At 73.3% G+C, this 16,474-nt stretch carries 15 protein-coding genes; all 15 read left to right on the plus strand.

The features are described 5' to 3' along the window. Positions 1-10: 10 nt before the first annotated feature. The 15 genes from KZQ38_RS24015 (at position 11) to KZQ38_RS24085 (ending at position 16,422) form a co-directional block, all read left to right on the plus strand. On the plus strand, positions 11-721 hold the full coding sequence (locus KZQ38_RS24015; RefSeq protein ID WP_219444723.1) for a Pvc16 family protein: 711 nt from the start codon (positions 11-13) through the stop codon (positions 719-721). Beyond that, positions 718-2,787 carry an ATP-binding protein gene (locus KZQ38_RS24020; RefSeq protein ID WP_219444725.1) on the plus strand — a complete coding sequence of 690 codons (2,070 nt, stop codon included), beginning with the start codon at positions 718-720 and terminating at the stop codon, positions 2,785-2,787. Before KZQ38_RS24015 ends, KZQ38_RS24020 begins: the two co-directional genes overlap by 4 nt. 522 nt (positions 2,788-3,309) lie before the next feature. After that, positions 3,310-4,836 carry a phage tail sheath family protein gene (locus KZQ38_RS24025; protein ID WP_219444727.1) on the plus strand — a complete coding sequence of 509 codons (1,527 nt, stop codon included), beginning with the start codon at positions 3,310-3,312 and terminating at the stop codon, positions 4,834-4,836. A gap of 47 nt (positions 4,837-4,883) precedes the next feature. Further along, positions 4,884-5,324 (plus strand): phage tail protein, encoded by a 441-nt coding sequence (locus KZQ38_RS24030; RefSeq protein ID WP_219444729.1) that lies wholly within the window; start codon positions 4,884-4,886, stop codon positions 5,322-5,324. After that, entirely contained in the window at positions 5,321-5,785 is a 465-nt protein-coding gene (locus tag KZQ38_RS24035; RefSeq protein WP_219444731.1) for a hypothetical protein, read from the plus strand. The genes KZQ38_RS24030 and KZQ38_RS24035 overlap by 4 nt, the downstream gene beginning before the upstream one ends. Then, the gene (locus KZQ38_RS24040) at positions 5,782-5,940 is read left to right on the plus strand and encodes a DUF6760 family protein (protein ID WP_219444733.1); all 159 of its coding nucleotides are present in this window, start codon (positions 5,782-5,784) and stop codon (positions 5,938-5,940) included. The genes KZQ38_RS24035 and KZQ38_RS24040 overlap by 4 nt, the downstream gene beginning before the upstream one ends. A 2,736-nt stretch (positions 5,941-8,676) precedes the next feature. Next, positions 8,677-9,054 (plus strand): hypothetical protein, encoded by a 378-nt coding sequence (locus KZQ38_RS24045; protein ID WP_219444735.1) that lies wholly within the window; start codon positions 8,677-8,679, stop codon positions 9,052-9,054. Between the two features lie 24 nt (positions 9,055-9,078). Beyond that, positions 9,079-9,504 carry a phage tail protein gene (locus tag KZQ38_RS24050; RefSeq protein ID WP_219444737.1) on the plus strand — a complete coding sequence of 142 codons (426 nt, stop codon included), beginning with the start codon at positions 9,079-9,081 and terminating at the stop codon, positions 9,502-9,504. 19 nt (positions 9,505-9,523) lie between these two features. Continuing rightward, positions 9,524-10,252, plus strand: a complete 729-nt coding sequence (locus tag KZQ38_RS24055; protein ID WP_308258565.1) for a CIS tube protein — start codon at positions 9,524-9,526, stop codon at positions 10,250-10,252. A gap of 28 nt (positions 10,253-10,280) precedes the next feature. Next, positions 10,281-11,963: a VgrG-related protein gene (locus tag KZQ38_RS24060; RefSeq protein WP_219444738.1), complete on the plus strand. Its 1,683-nt coding sequence runs from the start codon at positions 10,281-10,283 to the stop codon at positions 11,961-11,963. Positions 11,964-11,992: 29 nt separating this feature from the next. After that, positions 11,993-12,310 (plus strand): PAAR domain-containing protein, encoded by a 318-nt coding sequence (locus KZQ38_RS24065; RefSeq protein WP_219444739.1) that lies wholly within the window; start codon positions 11,993-11,995, stop codon positions 12,308-12,310. After that, entirely contained in the window at positions 12,307-12,717 is a 411-nt protein-coding gene (locus KZQ38_RS24070; RefSeq protein ID WP_219444740.1) for a GPW/gp25 family protein, read from the plus strand. The genes KZQ38_RS24065 and KZQ38_RS24070 overlap by 4 nt, the downstream gene beginning before the upstream one ends. Then, complete coding sequence (locus tag KZQ38_RS24075) at positions 12,717-14,657, plus strand: putative baseplate assembly protein (protein ID WP_219444741.1); 1,941 nt, start codon at positions 12,717-12,719, stop codon at positions 14,655-14,657. The genes KZQ38_RS24070 and KZQ38_RS24075 overlap by 1 nt, the downstream gene beginning before the upstream one ends. After that, positions 14,654-15,202 (plus strand): phage tail protein, encoded by a 549-nt coding sequence (locus KZQ38_RS24080; RefSeq protein ID WP_219444742.1) that lies wholly within the window; start codon positions 14,654-14,656, stop codon positions 15,200-15,202. Before KZQ38_RS24075 ends, KZQ38_RS24080 begins: the two co-directional genes overlap by 4 nt. Then, positions 15,199-16,422, plus strand: a complete 1,224-nt coding sequence (locus KZQ38_RS24085; RefSeq protein WP_219444743.1) for a zinc-ribbon domain-containing protein — start codon at positions 15,199-15,201, stop codon at positions 16,420-16,422. Before KZQ38_RS24080 ends, KZQ38_RS24085 begins: the two co-directional genes overlap by 4 nt. The last annotated feature ends 52 nt before the right edge of the window (positions 16,423-16,474 follow it).

Consider the following 16,474-nt stretch of genomic DNA (forward strand, 5'->3'; position numbering starts at 1 on the left):
GGAGACATCCGTGATCCACGAGGTGGACGAGGGCATCCGCCGGCTGCTGGTCGCCGGCGGCGTGCCCGGCGACCGGGGCGACTTGGCGTTCGAGGCGCCCACCACGGACTGGTCGGCGCGGCGCAACGCGCCCACCGTCAACGTGTTCCTCTACGACATCCGGGAAGACCTGACCCGGCGCAACGCGGGCGCGACGGAGGTGCACGACGAGGACGGCGTCCTGGTCGGGTGGCGTGGCCCGGCGCGCTGGTTCGACCTGTCCTACCTGGTCACCGCCTGGACCAACCGGCCGCAGGACGAGCACCGGCTGCTGTCCGAGGCGCTGGCCTGCCTGGTGCGCGCCGAACGGCTCGCGCCGCGGTTCCTGACCGGGTCGCTGGCCGAACTCGGCCTGGCGGTCGGGATGCAGGTCGCCGGACCGGCGCCGGAGGGCCGGGCCGCGCCCGACGTGTGGTCGGCGCTCGGCGGCGAGCTGAAGCCCGCCATCACGCTGAAGATCACCGCGCCGCTGGCGGGCGAGTGGACGCCGACCGGCCCGCCGGTGACCGAGGGCATGGTGTTGCGCACCGCGGACGGGGCCACCCTGGTGAGCACTCCGCCGCCGGATGCGCGCAGGCTGCGTTACGAAGGCCCGACCACCGCCGAGGGCGAGGGTTTCGCGGTGGCCAGGCCCCGACCGCTGCCCGGTGGCAGGCGGCGGCGCGGCGAGCCGATCCGATGACGGCGCAGTCCGTCGACCCGGCGGTCGCCGACCTCGCGTACCTGTGGGGGCGGCTGGCCGCCGTCGAGCAGCGGGTGCGGCGGGCCGTGGAGGCGCGGCTGGCGGGCGACCCGTCGCCCGACGACCCGTTCCGCGGCCTCTACCTGACACCGGAGGCGGTCCGGCGGGTGCTGGACGCGCCCCGGCCCCCGGGCGTGCCGCCGACCGAGGACCCGCACCTGGACGAGCTGGCCGCCACCGTGCCGCCGCCCGGACCCCGGCTGCTCGCGCTGGCCCGGGACTTCCACCTCGACCGGCTGGACGTGGAGTTCCTGCTGGTGGCCATGGCGCCGGACGTGGACGTCCGGTTCGAGCGCCTGTACGGCTACCTGAACGACGACGTGACCCGCCGCCGCGCCACCGCGGGTCTGGCGCTGGAGCTGTGCGGGCTGCCGCCCGCGGGTGCCGGCCGGTTCCGGTTCGCCGCCGGCGCGCCGCTGGTCGCCGGTGGGTTGGTGGAGGTGCGGGAGCCGGAGCTGCCCGCGTTGTCGCGGGTGCTGCGCGTGCCCGACCGCGTGGTGGCGCACCTGCTCGGCGACGACGTGCCGGACCAGGAGACGGCCGACCTGGCACGCGTCGTCACCGGCGAACCGGAGGACGGGTTCGCCCGGCGGGTCGGCGAAGCGCTGCGGTCCGGTGTCGGCCTGGTCCACCTGCGGGACGCCGACGGCGACGGCGAGCGGGTGGCGACCGGCGCGCTGGCCGCCGCCGGGCTGGACGCGGTGGTGCTGGACGTCGCCGCCCTGGTCGACCGCGAGCGGCCCGCGCTCGACGCGGTGGTGCGCGAGGCGCGGCTGCGTGGCGCGGGTCTCGTGCTGGGGCCCGTCGAGCGCCTGGTGCCCGAGCGGGTGCGGTTGTTGCGCGCGGCGGTGGCGCTGGCCGGCGACCTGCCGCTCGTGCTGCACGGCACGCAGCACTGGGACCCGCGCTGGACCGGTCGCGCCGCGGTCTCCGTGCCGGTGCCGCCGCTGGACGCCGACCGCCGGTCCGACCGGTGGGCACGCGCGTTGACCGCCGCCACCGGCGTGCCGCCCGAACCCGAGCTGCTGACCGTGCTCGGTGGTTACCGGATCGGTGCGGACGAGGTGGAGCGGGCCGTGTCCGTCGCGACCAGGCTGGCCGTGCTGGACGGGCGGCCCGTCGCGCCGGAGCACCTGCGAGCCGGGGTCCGCGCGCGCAACGGGGCCGGGTTGGACCGGTTGGCGCGCCGGGTCACGCCGTCCGTCGGGTGGGACGACCTGGTGTTGCCCGAACCGACCCGGCGGCAGCTCGGGGAACTCGTGTTGCGGGCGCGGCACCGGGAGCGCGTGCTCGGCCAGTGGGGTATGCGGCCCGGTGGTGGGCGTGGCCGGGGTGTGGTGGCGTTGTTCGCCGGCGAGTCCGGTACCGGCAAGACCATGTCGGCCGAGGTGGTCGCGGCCGAGATCGGCATGGAGCTGTACGTGGTCGACCTGTCGACGGTGGTGGACAAGTACGTCGGCGAGACGGAGAAGAACCTGGAGCGGATCTTCACCGAGGCGGCGGGCGTGCACGGGGTGTTGTTGTTCGACGAGGCGGATGCCGTGTTCGGCAAGCGGTCGGAGGTCAAGGATGCCCGGGACCGGTATGCCAACGTGGAATCGGCTTACCTGTTGCAGCGGATGGAGTCGTTCGACGGTATCGCCGTGCTGACCACCAACCTGCGGTCCAATGTGGACGACGCGTTCACCCGGCGGCTCGACGTGATCGCCGAGTTCCCGCTGCCCGACGTGGCGCAACGCGAAGCCCTCTGGGACCGTTGCCTGGGCCCGGCGCTGCCCCGGGGGGATGATTTGGACTTGGCGTTCTGCGCCGAGCGCTTCGAGCTGGCAGGCGGCTCGATCCGCGCGTGCGCGGTGACGGCGGCCTACCTGGCCGCCGCCGCCGACCGCCCGTTGCGGATGGCGGACGTGATCACCGCGGTCCACCAGGAGTACCGCAAACTGGGCCGCCTCGTACTGGAGAACGAATTCGGCCCCTGGCTTGACCAAGGGCTGAGCCGCTGGTGAGCCAGGGCCTCAGCCCTTGGTCAGCCGGGGGCCGAGCCGCGGGTCGCGGTGTCCCGAGGTCCGACCGGATGGCAGGCAGCGGCCTTGGCTCGGCGTCGTCCGGTCGAGCAGCGGCGGTCGGGAGTCCGGCTCACGGCGCGGTGCCGACCACGCCACGCATTCCCACCGGCCGAAACTTTCAGGCAGGCTCCCTGATAGTTTCGCCCCGCGGGCCGCGCTGCCCCGATTCCTCGTACCGGTCGCCCCCATCACGCCCCCGGACCGCGTCTCCGGACCGCGCCTCAACCGCGCCTCAACCGGGTTCCCACCGCCGCCCTCCCCGCGTGCCGCGCTGTGCTGTGCCGCTGTGCCGTGTCGCTGTGCCGCCCCGCCCCGCACCGCCAAACCATCCCCTTAGGACGTTGCCCGATCGGGCAACGCCCTGCCCCGCGCGGAGGGCGGGTGGACCTCCCCGCACGTCACCCGTGCGCGCAAAGCTGTGGCTACCAGCAGCGGAGCACCGCACACCAGACAGGAGCGACCATGCCGCAGTACCTCTCACCCGGCGTGTACGTGGAGGAGGTCCAGTCCGGGGCGCGACCGATCGAGGGCGTCGGCACCGCCGTGGCCGCCTTCGTCGGTTTCACCGAGCGCGGACCGTTCCACCAGGCGACCCTGGTCGCGAACTGGAACCAGTACGTGCAGCACTTCGGCGGCTTCACCGAGGGCGCCTACCTGCCGCACTCGGTCTACGGCTACTTCGCCAACGGCGGCGGCGCGGCGTACGTGGTGCGCGTCGGCGGTGCGCCCGCGAACGCGGAGCCCAAGGCGCCCGCGCTGAACCCGGTGCCGCTCGGCGGCCTGCGGATCGCCGCGTTGCCGGGCGCGGACGGCGAGCTGACCGTCGAGGTGGCCGACGCCGACGGTGAGAACCCCGCCGACGACCGGTTCAAGCTGGTGGTCCGCCAGAACAACAAAGTGGTCGAGAGCTACGACGTCTCCACCCGCAAGAACGCCAAGAACTACGTGGTCACCCAGGTCTCCGAGCGCTCGAAGCTGATCGGCATCACGGAGCAGGCCAGCGGCGCGCTCGCCCGCCCGGACAAGCAGACGCTGTCGCTGCCCGCGCCGGGTTCGGACGGCGCCGCGCTGCCCGCGACGGTCGACGCGCAGGAGTACCTCGGCGACCCGGAGGCCCGCACGGGGTTCGGTGGCCTGGAGAGCATCGACGAGATCACCATGCTCGCCACGCCCGACCTCATGGCCGCCTACCAGCGCGGCATGATCGACCTCGAGGGCATCAAGACCGTGCAGCTGGCCATGATCTCGCACTGCGAGCAGATGGGCGACCGCGTGGCCGTGCTGGACACGCCGCCCGGCCTGTCCGCGCAACGCGTGCGCACGTGGCGGCAGGACGAGGCGGGCTACGACTCCCGCTACGCCGCCCTGTACTACCCGTGGATCAAGGTGTTCGACCCGGCGGGCGGCCGGAACATCATGGTGCCGCCGTCCGGTCACGTCGCGGGCGTGTGGGCGCGCAACGACGTGGAGCGCGGCGTGCACAAGGCGCCCGCCAACGAGGTCATCCGCGGCGCGGTCGACCTGGAGGTCGGGCTCAGCAAGAGCGAGCAGGACCTCCTCAACCCGATCGGCGTGAACTGCGTCCGCGCCTTCCCCGGCCGCGGCATCCGGATCTGGGGCGCGCGCACGCTGTCCTCCGACCCGGCCTGGCGCTACCTGAACGTGCGGCGGCTGTTCAACTTCCTGGAGGAGTCGATCCTCATCGGCACCCAGTGGGTCGTGTTCGAGCCGAACGACGACCGCCTGTGGTCCAGCATCCGGCGCAACATCACCGCCTTCCTCACCGAGCAGTGGCGGCAGGGGGCGTTGTTCGGCCGCACCCCGGCCGAGGCGTTCTACGTCAAGTGCGACGCGGAGAACAACCCGCAGGAGTCCATCGACCTCGGCCAGGTGGTGTGCGAGATCGGCGTGGCGCCGGTGAAGCCGGCCGAGTTCGTGGTGTTCCGGCTGTCGCAGTTCTCCGACAGCACCAGCCTCGTCAGCGAATGATCAACCGCCCCGCCCGGGGCGGGTGAACCAGAAAGGCGATCGCACCCATGGCAGAAGGCGATGCTCTCTCCACGCACATCTTCGGCGTGCAGCTCGGCGGTTTCATGGTCGAGTCCCTCCAGGAGGTCAGCGGGCTGACCGTGGAGGAGGACGTGGTGGACGTCTTCCAGGTGACGTCCACCGGCAAGCCGCTGATCCGCAAGCAGCCCGGCGCGCAGAAGGGCGGCGAGGTCACCCTCACCCGCGGCCTCGACCAGAGTTCCGAGTTCACCAACTGGCTCAAGGAAACCCTGGAGAAGGGCGCGGTCAGCGCGGCCCGGCAGAACATCACCATCGAGGTCAAGGACTCCGAGGGGAACTCGGTGCGGCGGATGCAGCTCACCAACGCGTGGGCCAGCAAGTGGGAGGGCCCGACGCTCAAGGCGGGCGAGTCCACCGCCGCCACCGAGAAGGTGACGCTCGTGTTCGAGGAGATCAAGGTCGAATGAGGCGGCGGACGATCGCCCTCGACCAGCTCGACGAGCTGGTGGACGAGGGCCGCAAGCAGGACAGGGCCACCCCGGCCGCCCAACCCGGCGGGCTGCGCACGGTGTTCGACTTCGAGCTGCCGCGCGGGTACGTCGACCAGGACGGCGTGGTGCACCGGCACGGCCGGATGCGCCTGGCGACCGCGCGGGACGAGCTGCGACCGCAGATCGACCTGCGGGTCAAGGAGAACCCCGGTTACCTCAGCGTGGTGCTGCTCAGCCAGGTCATCACCGAGCTGGGCACGGTCACCGAGATCCACCCCGGTGTCGTCGAGCAGATGTACGCCACCGACATCGCGTTCCTCCAGGACTTCTACCGGCGCGTCAACAGCGAGGGCCACACGCGTGCCGGGGTGTCCTGCCCGTCGTGCGGCACCGCGTTCGAGGTGGACCTCGCCGGTGGTCGCCTGGGGGAATCGTGACGTACGCGGCCGAACGGCTGCTGGAGGAGGTCGCGTACGTGGCCTACCACTTCCACTGGACGCGCGAGGAAATCCTCGACCTGGAGCACCACGAGCGCAGGCGCTGGGTCGAGCAGATCGCCCGGATCAACACGAAGGTGAACGAGGGGAGGTGAGCCATGTCCTGGTGGGACAGGCTGCGCGGGCGCGAGGACCGGCCCACCCGGTCCGCACCACCGCCCGCGCCGCGCCCGCCGTGGGACGGCGGCTGGTCGGCGGTGCCACCGCTGTCCGGCGTCATCGGGCGGGACAACTTCGCGGTCGGCGACGGCTTGCGGTTCCGGGACGGGCTCACCTCCTGGCAGGACCACACCTTCGGGCGGGGGCTCGGCCACGCGGTCAGTCCCGACGCACCGGCGGGTGTGCTGCACGGTTACGCGGTGCAGCGCGCGGCGGAGCCGGGTTACCAGGCCGGGGGGTACCTGCCGGTGGTGTTCAGGCCGGGGGAGGACCCGGACCCGGACCCGGGCACCGACCACCCGCCGACCGGTTCCGCGCCGGTGTCCCGGTCCGTCGCGGGTTCTCCGGCGCCCAGTGCCCGACGGGTTTCCGGCGGTTCGACGCCTCCGGTCGCTCAGCGCGCGGTTGACCGGGCCGGGGGTGGGGCTGCCGCGGGCTCCGGGTTGCCGGTGTCGCGGGTGGCCGAGGGGAGGTCGGTCGAAGCCGGCGATGGTGTGCGGCCGGTTGTGGGGACTGCTGCGCTTTCCGGTGTGGACGGCGGTTCGACGCCTCCGGTGGTCGCGCGGCGGGCGGTTGATCGGGCTGGAGGTGGGGCGGTCGCCGGATCTGCTGTGGCTTCTGCGTTGCCGGTGTCGCGGGCGGCCGAGGGGAAGTCGGTGGAAGCTCGCGGCGGTAGTGCGCGGCCGGTGCTGGGGTCCGCCGTGACGTCCGGTGCGGGTGGCGGTTCGACGCCTCCAGTGGTTGCGCGGCACGCAGTCGACCGCGCTGGAGGTGGGGCTGTTGCTGGGCCTGTCGCGGGTGCTGGGTTGCCGGTGTCGCGGGCGGCCGAGGGGAAGTCGGTCGAAGCCGGTGGCGGTGATGTGCGGCCGGTGTTGGGGTCTGCCGTGACGCCCGGTGCAAATGGTGGTTTGACGCCTCCGGTGGTCGCGCGGCGGGCGGTTGATCCGGCTGGGGGAGGGGCTGTCGCCGGGTCTGCTGCGGGTGCTGGGTTGCCGGTGTCGCGGGTGGGCGAGGGGAAGTCGGTTGAAGCTGGTAGCGGCGGTGTGCGGCCGGTGTCGCGAGGGGGGACTGAGGCGAAGTCGGTCGGAGCGAGTGGCAGTGGCGCGCGGCCGGTGTTGGGCTCTGCCGTGACTTCCGGCGAGGGTGGCGGTTTGGTGCCCCCGGTGGTTGCGCAGCGGGCGGTCGACCGGGCTGGTGGTGGGGCTGTCGCGGAATCTGCTGCGGGTTCTGCGTTGCCGGTGTCGCGGGCGGCCGAGGGGAAGTCTGTCGAAGCTGGCGGTGGTGGTGTGCGGCCGGTTTTGGGGACTCCAGGGCCTTCGGGCGGCGCAGCCGGGACGGCGGAACCGGGTGGTGCGGTGGCCCGGCCTGTCGGACCGGTTGGGGGAACTGCGGTGCCTGCTTCGGCGACAGGCACCGGGCCGCTGTCCGGTTCGGCTGGGGCGCAGGTCGGGCCGGTAGTGTCGCGGTCGGTGCCGTCGGCCGGCTCGGGTGGTGTAGTCGAGTCGTCGGCCGGGCGAGTGGCGCAGTCCGGGCCACGGCCCCCTTCGAGTGCCGTGCCGGTCGTGCGTGTGTCGCGGTCGGTGCCGCGTTCCGTCGAGCCGTCGGCGCGGCCGGTGGTGTTGCGGTCCGCGGTTGCGGGCGGCGCGTTCGATGCGCCGGTGCAGCGTGCCGCGCGGAGTGAGGTGCGGGATTCGCGACCGGTTCTGGGTAGCGAGGCCATCGCGGGACCGGCGATGGCGGTTGCGACGGCTCACGTTCCGGACTCGGGGCCGGTGCGGTTGAAGCGGATCGGGGTGCCGCTTGTCGCTGCTCCACGGCCCAGCGTGCCGGTTCGCCGGGTGCCCGTCGCGCGGAGCGCCACGCCGGTTGTCGTCGCGCGCTCGGCAGAGGTCCACACCGACCAGCCACCTCCAAGCTCGGCCGAAACCGCGGTCGCCACGAGGGGTGCAACCGCGCAGCACGACGCACCCGCGGCGCGGAGAACTTCCTCACCGCTGCTGGGCGAACCCCTGGCGCGGATGCCCGCGACCGCCATCCCGCCGGACGGTGGCCCAAGCGGCGGGAAAGCAGTGCAGCGAAAGCCCACGCGAAGCACCACGCCGCCCGCCCCACGATTGACATTGGGACAGCAACTCCCGGCAATGCCCGCCACGGCCGTCCGTGAGAACGCATCCGCGCCCAAACCGGTACCGCAGGTCGAACAGCCCCGCCAGGCCCCGGTCGTCGTACCTTTGGAGCCCCGATCCGAGAGCGCTCGCCCGATAGGCAGGATCGTGCCCCTGCTGGGAAACCGGCCACTGACCCCACAGCTGAACTTTCCCCACCCAACACCCCACAAGGCACCCGTGCAGAGAACCCCGGTGGTCCGGCCGCGCTGGCCGTCCAGCGCCGGCAGCAGTACGCCGGAAGGGGGCACGGCGGTGCAGCGCCCGCCCACCCCGGCAGTGACGCGTCGAGGAAGTGCATCAGCCCCGACGCCGCGAGGAAGTGTTTTCGGGCGTCCGCCGCGTGAAGGCACCGCGGTGGTGGCGAAGGATGCCGTGTCGTCGGTGGCGCGAGCCGGCACCCCGGTGGCGACGGCGGGCAGCCCTCCGGTGGTAGCACGGCGAGTGGCACCGGTGGCGGACCCCTCGCCCCATCCCGCCAACGATCCGGGCACCCCGGCTCACCGGGTGGTCCGGCCGGTCTCCCCACGCGTCAGCACGCCGCCGCTGCCCATCAACCCTCCCCCCACCACCAAGCGCCAGGACTTCCGCATCGACAACCCGACCGTGCAACGGATCGGCCCCGCCCGCACCGCCGCCGCAGGCCCGTCGAGCGCACCCGTCCCGGACCCCGGGCCACCGTCGCCCGAACCCGCGACCACCGACCAGCACACCGACCAGGAGCACACCGCGCCCGTGGACGCGGAGCAGTTCATCAGAGACCTCCGACCGGCCGAGTTGGACAACCTCGCCCGGAGGCTGTTCGAACCGATCGCCCGACTGCTGCGTGCCGAACTGCGTGGCGGGCGGGAGCGGGCCGGGCGGCTGCACGACCGACGCCGCTGACACCGGCACGACAGGAGCACACCGATGACCGACGACGTCTTCGCCAGCAGCGTCTTCTTCCAGCTCTCCGTGGCGGGCAACGACCTGGGCGCGTTCCACACCTGCGAGGGACTGGGCGCGCAGATGGAGGTCGAGCAGTTCGCCGAGGGCGGCAACAACGGGTTCACCTGGCAGCTCCCCTCGCGGATCACCTGGTCCAACATCACCATGACCCGGCCCGTCACCGCCGACTCGGCGAAGGTGCTCAAGTGGTTCGGCGAGGTCGTCCAGCGGGCCGAGCGCAAGGACGGCGAGATCGTCGCCCTGGCACCCGACCTGACGCCGATCGTGCGGTGGCAGGTGCTGGGCGTGCTGCCGATCCGCTGGCAGGGCCCGTCGTTCGACCCGAGCCAGTCGCAGGCCGCCGTGGAGACGCTGGAGTTCTCCCACGAGGGGCTCGCGGCGTCCTGACGCGGAAGGGGAGCACGTCGTGGCACGCAAACCCGGCGCGAGCCTGGTCAAGGCCCGCCTGGTGATCATGGAGCCGCCCACGGAGGTCGGCGGCAAGCCGGGGGCGAAGATGTCGACCGTCGCGTTCCAGTTCAACCCCGGCACGCTGGCGCTCCAGAAGTCCGTGGAGTGGCGCCGCCTGCCCGCGCGGATGGCGAGCAGCACCTCCCTGCCCGAGTTCGTCGGCAGCGGCCCGCGGACGCTCAGCGTGGACGTCTTCCTGGACGCCACCGCGACCCACGACAACTCGGTGGAGCAGAACGTGGAGAAGCTGATGGTGGCGTGCGTGCCCACGAAGAAGAGCATCGGCAACAAGAAACCCGCGAGCCCGTGGGTCCGGTTCGAGTGGGGCACCGCCAAGTCGGTGTCGTTCGACGGCGTGCTGTCCAGCCTCTCCGTCGCGTACTCCTTGTTCGACGTGGACGGGAAACCGCTGCGCGCGACGTGCTCGCTGTCGATCGAGGAGGCGGGTGTCGAGACGGCCGGGCAGAACCCGACCTCCGGTTCCCGCGAGGCGCGGCGGGCGCACCGCGTCGTGGCGGGCGACAGCCTGCCGCAGCTCGCCTGGCGCGAGTACGGCGACCCGAACGCGTGGCGGGTCATCGCCGAGGCCAACGGGATCGACGACCCGATGGTGCTGACGCCGGGCGCGGAACTGCTGCTGCCCGGCGCGAGCGGCGCCGAGGACGCCGAGCAGGACTCCCGATGACGATGTCGCACCGCCGAAGGGGAACCCGATGAACGCCGTCCGCTCGGTCGCCGCCAGCGCGATCGTCGTCGCCAACCGCCCGATCCCCGCGAAGTGGGTCACGCGGATGGCCAGTTGCGTGGTGGACGAGAGCGTCGGTCTGCCCGACACGGCGGTCGTCACCTACCTGGACGACAAGAAGAAGTTCTTGGAGGAAACGGGGATCACCATCGGCTCGCCGTTGAAGGTGTCCGTGGTGTCGGTGGGTTCGTCGTCCCCGGAGCGGTTGTTCGACGGCGAGGTGACGGGGCTGGAGATGGAGGTCGACGGCACCGGCACGTACACCGTGGTGCGGGCGATGAGCAAGGCGCACCGGCTGTTCCGGGGCCGCCGGGTGGAGGCGTTCCAGAACATGACGGCGTCCGCCGTGATCGCCAAGGTCGCCCGGAACGCGGGGTTGACCGTCGGCCGGGTGGAGACGTCGCGGATCACCTACAAGCACCTCAGCCAGCCCGGTGTGTCGGACTGGGACTTCCTCCAGGTGCTGGCCCGGGAACACGGTGCGGTGGTGCGGGTCGACGAACGCGGGCGGCTGGAGTTCACCAAGCTCCAACCCGCCGCGAAAGCACCGTCGCCCGCGTCGTCACCGGAGAAGAACCCGACGCTGCTCCAGTTCGGCAGCAACCTGGTCGCCGTGCGGGCGGCGTTGAGCAGTGCCGAGCAGGCGAACGGCGTGCAGGTGCGCGGCTGGGACGTGTCCCGCAAGAAGGCCGTGGTGGCGGTGCGGAACAACACCCGCAGCAAGACCGCCATCCCGGGCGTGTCCTCGCTGACGGCGAGCCAGGCTTTCCGCACGAAGACGAGGAACCTGGTGACGGACGTGCCGTACGGCACGCAGGCCGAGGCGATGGCGGCGGCGCAATCGCTGGAGGCGTCGATCAGCGCGGGCTTCGCCGAGCTGGAGGCCGTCGCGCTGGGCGATCCGAGGCTGCGGGCGGGTGTCCCGATCGCGCTGGGCAACGCGGGTCCCGCGTTCAGCGGCCGGTACACGGCGACGTCCGTCAGCCACGTGCTCGACCAGGAGGTCGGCTACCGGACGACGGTGGTGGTCAGCGCGTCGCCCGACCGCTCGCTGACCGGGCTGGTCGGTGTCGGCTCGCCGCCGACCAGGATGCCGGGGCTGGCGACGGGGATCGTCACCGACATCAAGGAGGAGGGCGGCCAGCGGGGCTGGGTGAAGCTCAAGTTCCCGTGGCTGGACGACAAGTACGTCACCGACTGGGTGCGCACGGTCCAGTTCGGCGGCGTCGGCGGCGGCGGGGTGATCAGCCCCGACGTCAACGACGAGGTGCTGGTCGGGTTCGAGCAGGGCAGCCTGGACCGGCCCTACGTGCTCGGCGGGCTCTACAACGGCGTCGACCAGCCCGCGCGGCACGACCGGGCGCTGGTGGACCGCCGCAGCGGCCGGGTGAACCGCCGTTCCCTGGTGTCCCGCAAGGGGAACCGGCTCGAACTGTGGGACGCGACCGGCAACTCCGGCGTCCGGCTGGCCAGCGGCGACCAGCAGTTGGAGGTCAAGGTGAACGAGACCCGCGGCCGGCTGGAGCTGAACGTGCGCGGCCCCGGCGGGCGGCGGGTGCTCAGCTCGCTGGTGGTCGACCGGACCGGTATCACGCTCGACGCCCGCAACGGGGTGGTCCAGGTCAAGGGCCGGCTCATCCGGCTCAACTGACGCCACCCGACTACCGGAGGAGACACGACATGGCCTTCGCCGCCCGGATCGGCGACAAGACGTCCCACGGGGGTTCGATCGCGCCCCCGCCGCAACCCGCGCTGGCGGCCAAGGTGGTGACGGTCCTCATCGAGAACGCGCCCGCCGCCGTGATCGGGTGCGTGCACGCCTGCGTCAAGCCACCGGACCCGTTGCTGGGACCGTCGAACGTGGTGCTGCCCCGACCCGTGCCACCGCCTTCGGTGTTCATCGGTGGCGTGCCGGCGGCGGTCGTCGGCGACCGCGCGGTCTGCCAGGCCACCATCGTGCTCGGCGCGAAGACGGTGCTCATCGGGGGGCTGCGGTGAACCCCGACTTCATCGGCCGCGGCTGGGGCTTCCCGCTGCGGGTGGGCCCGACCGGTGGTATCGCGATGGTGGACCGGGACGTGGAGATCCAGCAGGCGATCCGCCTGATCCTGGGCACCGCGCCCGGCGAGCGCCCGATGCGGCCCGAGTTCGGGTGCGGCATCCACGAGCACGTGTTCGCGTCGGCCGACCACGCGACGGCGGGCGACATCGCCCGCGAGGTGCGCATCGCGCTGGACCGCTGGGAACCACGGATCGAGACGACCGACGTGGTGGTGGCGTTCGACTCCGTGGAGGTCGGCACGCTCTACATCGACGTCCACTACACCGTCCGCGCCACCAACGACCAGCGCAACCTGGTGTTCCCGTTCTACACGATCCCCTCCGAGGAAGGGGGCGGAAACTGATGGTGCTGCCCGCGCCCGACCTGGACGACCGCCGCTTCCAGCAGCTCGTGGACGAGGCCAAGCGGTACGTCCAGCAGAGCTGTCCGGAGTGGACGGACCACAACGTGTCCGACCCCGGCGTCACCCTCATCGAGACGTTCGCGCACATGGTGGACCAGCTGGTGTACCGGCTGAACCGCGTGCCGGAGAAGAACTACCTGGCGTTCCTGGACCTGTTGGGCGTTCGGCTGTTCCCGCCGACGGCGGCACGGGCGGACGTCACGTTCTGGTTGTCCGCGCCGCAGCCGGAGACCGTGCTGCTGCCCGCGGGCACCGAGGTCGCCACGGGTGGTGGCGACACCGACGAGCCGGTGGTGTTCGCGACCGCCGACGAGCTGCCGATCGTGCCGTCGTCGTTGACCCGCCTGGTCACGGCGTCCGCGCGCGGCGATTACGCGGACCGCACCAGGGACCTGGAGGCGGGCAAGGACGTGGCGTGCTTCCAGGCCGCGCCCGCGCCCGGCGACGCCACCCTGTTCGGCCTGTCCGCGGCCGTGCCGCGGTGCGCCGTGGTGCTGCGGCTGGACAGCCAGGTGGAGGGCATCGGCGTCGACCCGCGCCAGCCGCCGCTGGTGTGGGAGGCGTGGGACGGCCACGCGTGGGTCGAGTGCGCCACGGACGAGGACACCACGGGCGGCCTGAACCGGCCCGGTGAGGTCGTGCTGCACGTGCCCGCCGGGCACACCGCGTCCGTCGTCGCCGGGCAGCGCGCGGGCTGGCTGCGGTGCCGGGTGACCGAACCGCTGGCCGGTCAGCCGTTCTACAGCGAGTCGCCGACCGTGCGCGAGGCCGAGGCGTTCACCATCGGCGGCACCACGGCGGTCGAGCACGCCGAGGTGGAGGACGACGTCCTGCTGGGCGTGTCGGCTGGTGTGCCGGGCCAGCGGTTCCGGCTGCCCACCGCGCCGGTGCTGGCCGACGGCGAGCCGGTGGTGGTGCAGGTGTCCGACGGCGCAGGGTGGGTGGACTGGACCGCGGTGGAGGACTTCGGCTCGTCCGGTCCCGACGACCGGCACGTGGTGCTGGACGCGAGCGCCGGCGAGTTCCAGTTCCCGCCCGCGGTGCGGGAACCCGACGGTTCGCTGCGCCGCTACGGCGCCGTGCCGGCGAAGGGCGCGGCGATCCGCGTGCCCCGTTACCGGACGGGCGGCGGTCGGGCGGGCAACGTGGCGCGTGGCGCGATTTCCGTGCTGCGCAGCTCCGAGCCGTACGTGTCGTCGGTGGAGAACCGGGAGGCCGCGATCGGCGGCGTCGACGCGGAGACGGTGGACGAGGCGAAGGTCCGGGTGCCGCACCAACTCCGGGTGTGGGAGCGCGCGGTGACCGCCGAGGACCACGAGCTGATCGCGCGGCAGGCCGTGCCGTCGCTGGCGAGGGTGCGTTGCCTGCCGGTGACCGGCGAAGCGGGCGGCGCGCGGGTGCTGGTGGTGCCCGACGCGGTCGCCGACGAGGGCGACCGGTTGCGGTTCGAGCAGTTGATGCCGTCCGAGGACGTGCTGGCGACGGTGGCGCGCCGGCTGGACGAGCGTCGGATGATCGGTGCGCGGCTGGTCGTGGAACCGCCGCGCTACCAGGGGATCACGGTGGTGGCCCGGCTGGTTTCCGCGGCGCCCGACGGCAACCGCGTGCACCAGGAGGCGTTGGACGCGTTGTACCGGTACCTCAACCCGCTGCGCGGCGGTCCGGACGGCACCGGTTGGGAGTTCGGGCGGTCGGTCCAGTTCGGGGAGGTGTTCGCGGTGCTGCAACGGGTTCCGGGCGTGACGCTGGTGGAGGAGGTCCGGTTGTTCCCGGCCAACCCGTTGACCGGGGCCCGCGGCACACCGGTGGAACACCTCGAACTCGCCCCGAACGCGCTGGTGTTCTCGCACCAGCACCAGGTCGCGGTCGGCGCGCGATGAGCCGGGCCGCGCTGCCCGAGCTGCCGAGCACCCACCCGCTCGGCGGGATGCTGCCCGGCCTGTACGCCGCGGACGACCTGGCGCAGCGGTTCACCGGCGGGCTGGACGCCGTGCTGTCCGCGATCCTGTCCACTTTGGACAACCTGCCCGCGTACCTGGACCCGGCGCTCGCGCCGGAGGACTTCGTGGTGTGGTTGGCGTCCTGGGTGTCGGCGGAGGTCGACCCGGCGTGGCCGGTGGCGCGGCGGCGGGAGGTCGTGCGCCGGACCGTGGCGCTGCACCAACGCCGCGGCACCGCGCGGGGTCTGGTGGAGCGGCTGGAGCTGGCGCTCGGCGTGCGGGCGGAGGTGTCGGACGGCGCGGGGGTCCGGTGGTCGACCACGCCGGACACCGAGCTGCCCGGCTCGCCGGTGGAGGAGGTGGTGGTGCGCGTGCGGCCCGGCTCCGGGCCCGTCGACCCGGACCGCGTGGCGGCGCTGGTGGCCGCGGTGTGCCCGGTGCACCTCCGGTTCACCGTGGAGGTGCGGTCCGGGGAGGAGCCGTGACGGCCCGGTCGTGCCCGCAGTGCGGCGCGGCGGTGGACGCCTCCGACGACTTCTGCGGCAACTGCGGCAACTACCTGGGGTGGGGCGCTCGACCCGCACCGCCCGCGCCGGTGGCGGAGCGGTCGTCGCGTGACGTGGACGCGGCCGGTGGACCACGCGTGGAGGAGCCGGGCTCGCGTGGCGCGGTCGATGAGCCGCCAGTGCGGGAGGGCGGGTGGTCGCCGGGACCGCGTGGTGCGACTGGTGGACCGCCGGTGGAGGAGAGCGGGTGGCCGCCGGACCCGCCCGGCGCGGTCGGGCCGTCCGCGGCGGCGGGCGTTGTCGACGAGCCGCGGGGAGCGGGTGCGGTCGACCCGCCTGGCCCGCCCGGGGCACCCCTCGACGCGGCGGGTCGGCGTGACGAGCGGTCGGCCGGCGGGCCCCGCCAGGTGGGTGGAGCGGCGGGGGACCGGGCTGCCGGGTACCTCGGGCCGGTGACGCCCGGTCGGCCGGACGCGAAGCGGCCGTTGCCGACCACCGGCGCCGACGTGTCGGTGGTCGGGCCGCCGTGCCCGAACTGCGGCACCACGAACCCGCCGGACCGGAGGTTCTGCCGCCGCTGCGCCACCCCGCTGCACCCGGACGGGACCGCGACGCCGGCCGCGCGGCGGGGCCGGTGGCGGTGGCGGGGCGACCGCTCGCGGTGGCTGCGCCGGTTGGCGGCCCTGCTGGCGGTCGTCGTCCTCGTGGTCGCGGCGTGGTTGTTCCACCCGAAGGCGTTGGAGCTGTGGGAGGACCTGAGGGACCGGTTGGCCACGGCCGCACCCGTCGCACCCGCGGGCGTCACCGCCAACGCCGAGGTCCCCGGTCACCCGGCGACCTCCGCGGCGGACGGGCTGTCCAACCGGTACTGGGGCGCGCCGGCCGTCGGCGACGAGGTGCGGTTCGCGTTCGCCGCGCCGTTCCGGCTGCTGTCGCTGGTCGTGCACACGGGCGCGTCCGCCGAGGAGGAGGGCTTCGCCGGCCAGGCGCGCCCGACCACGGTCGACGTCCTGGTCACCACGGCGGACGGCGGCACGCGCGCGCTCACCCTGCACCTTGAGGACCGACCCGGCCCGCAACGCACCGACACCGGCATCAGCGACGTGGTGGAGATCCGCTTCACCGTGCGCACCGCCGCGGGGCTGGCGGAGGGCAGGCACGTCGCGCTGGGCGAGGTCGAGTTCTTCCGCCGCCCCTGACCGTCCGGGCACCGCGGGCGGCAAGTCGGGCACCGGTGGCCCGCGCGCCTCC

The sequence above is a fragment of the Saccharothrix obliqua genome, assembly GCF_019375475.1.
Lineage (GTDB): Bacteria > Actinomycetota > Actinomycetes > Mycobacteriales > Pseudonocardiaceae > Actinosynnema > Actinosynnema obliqua.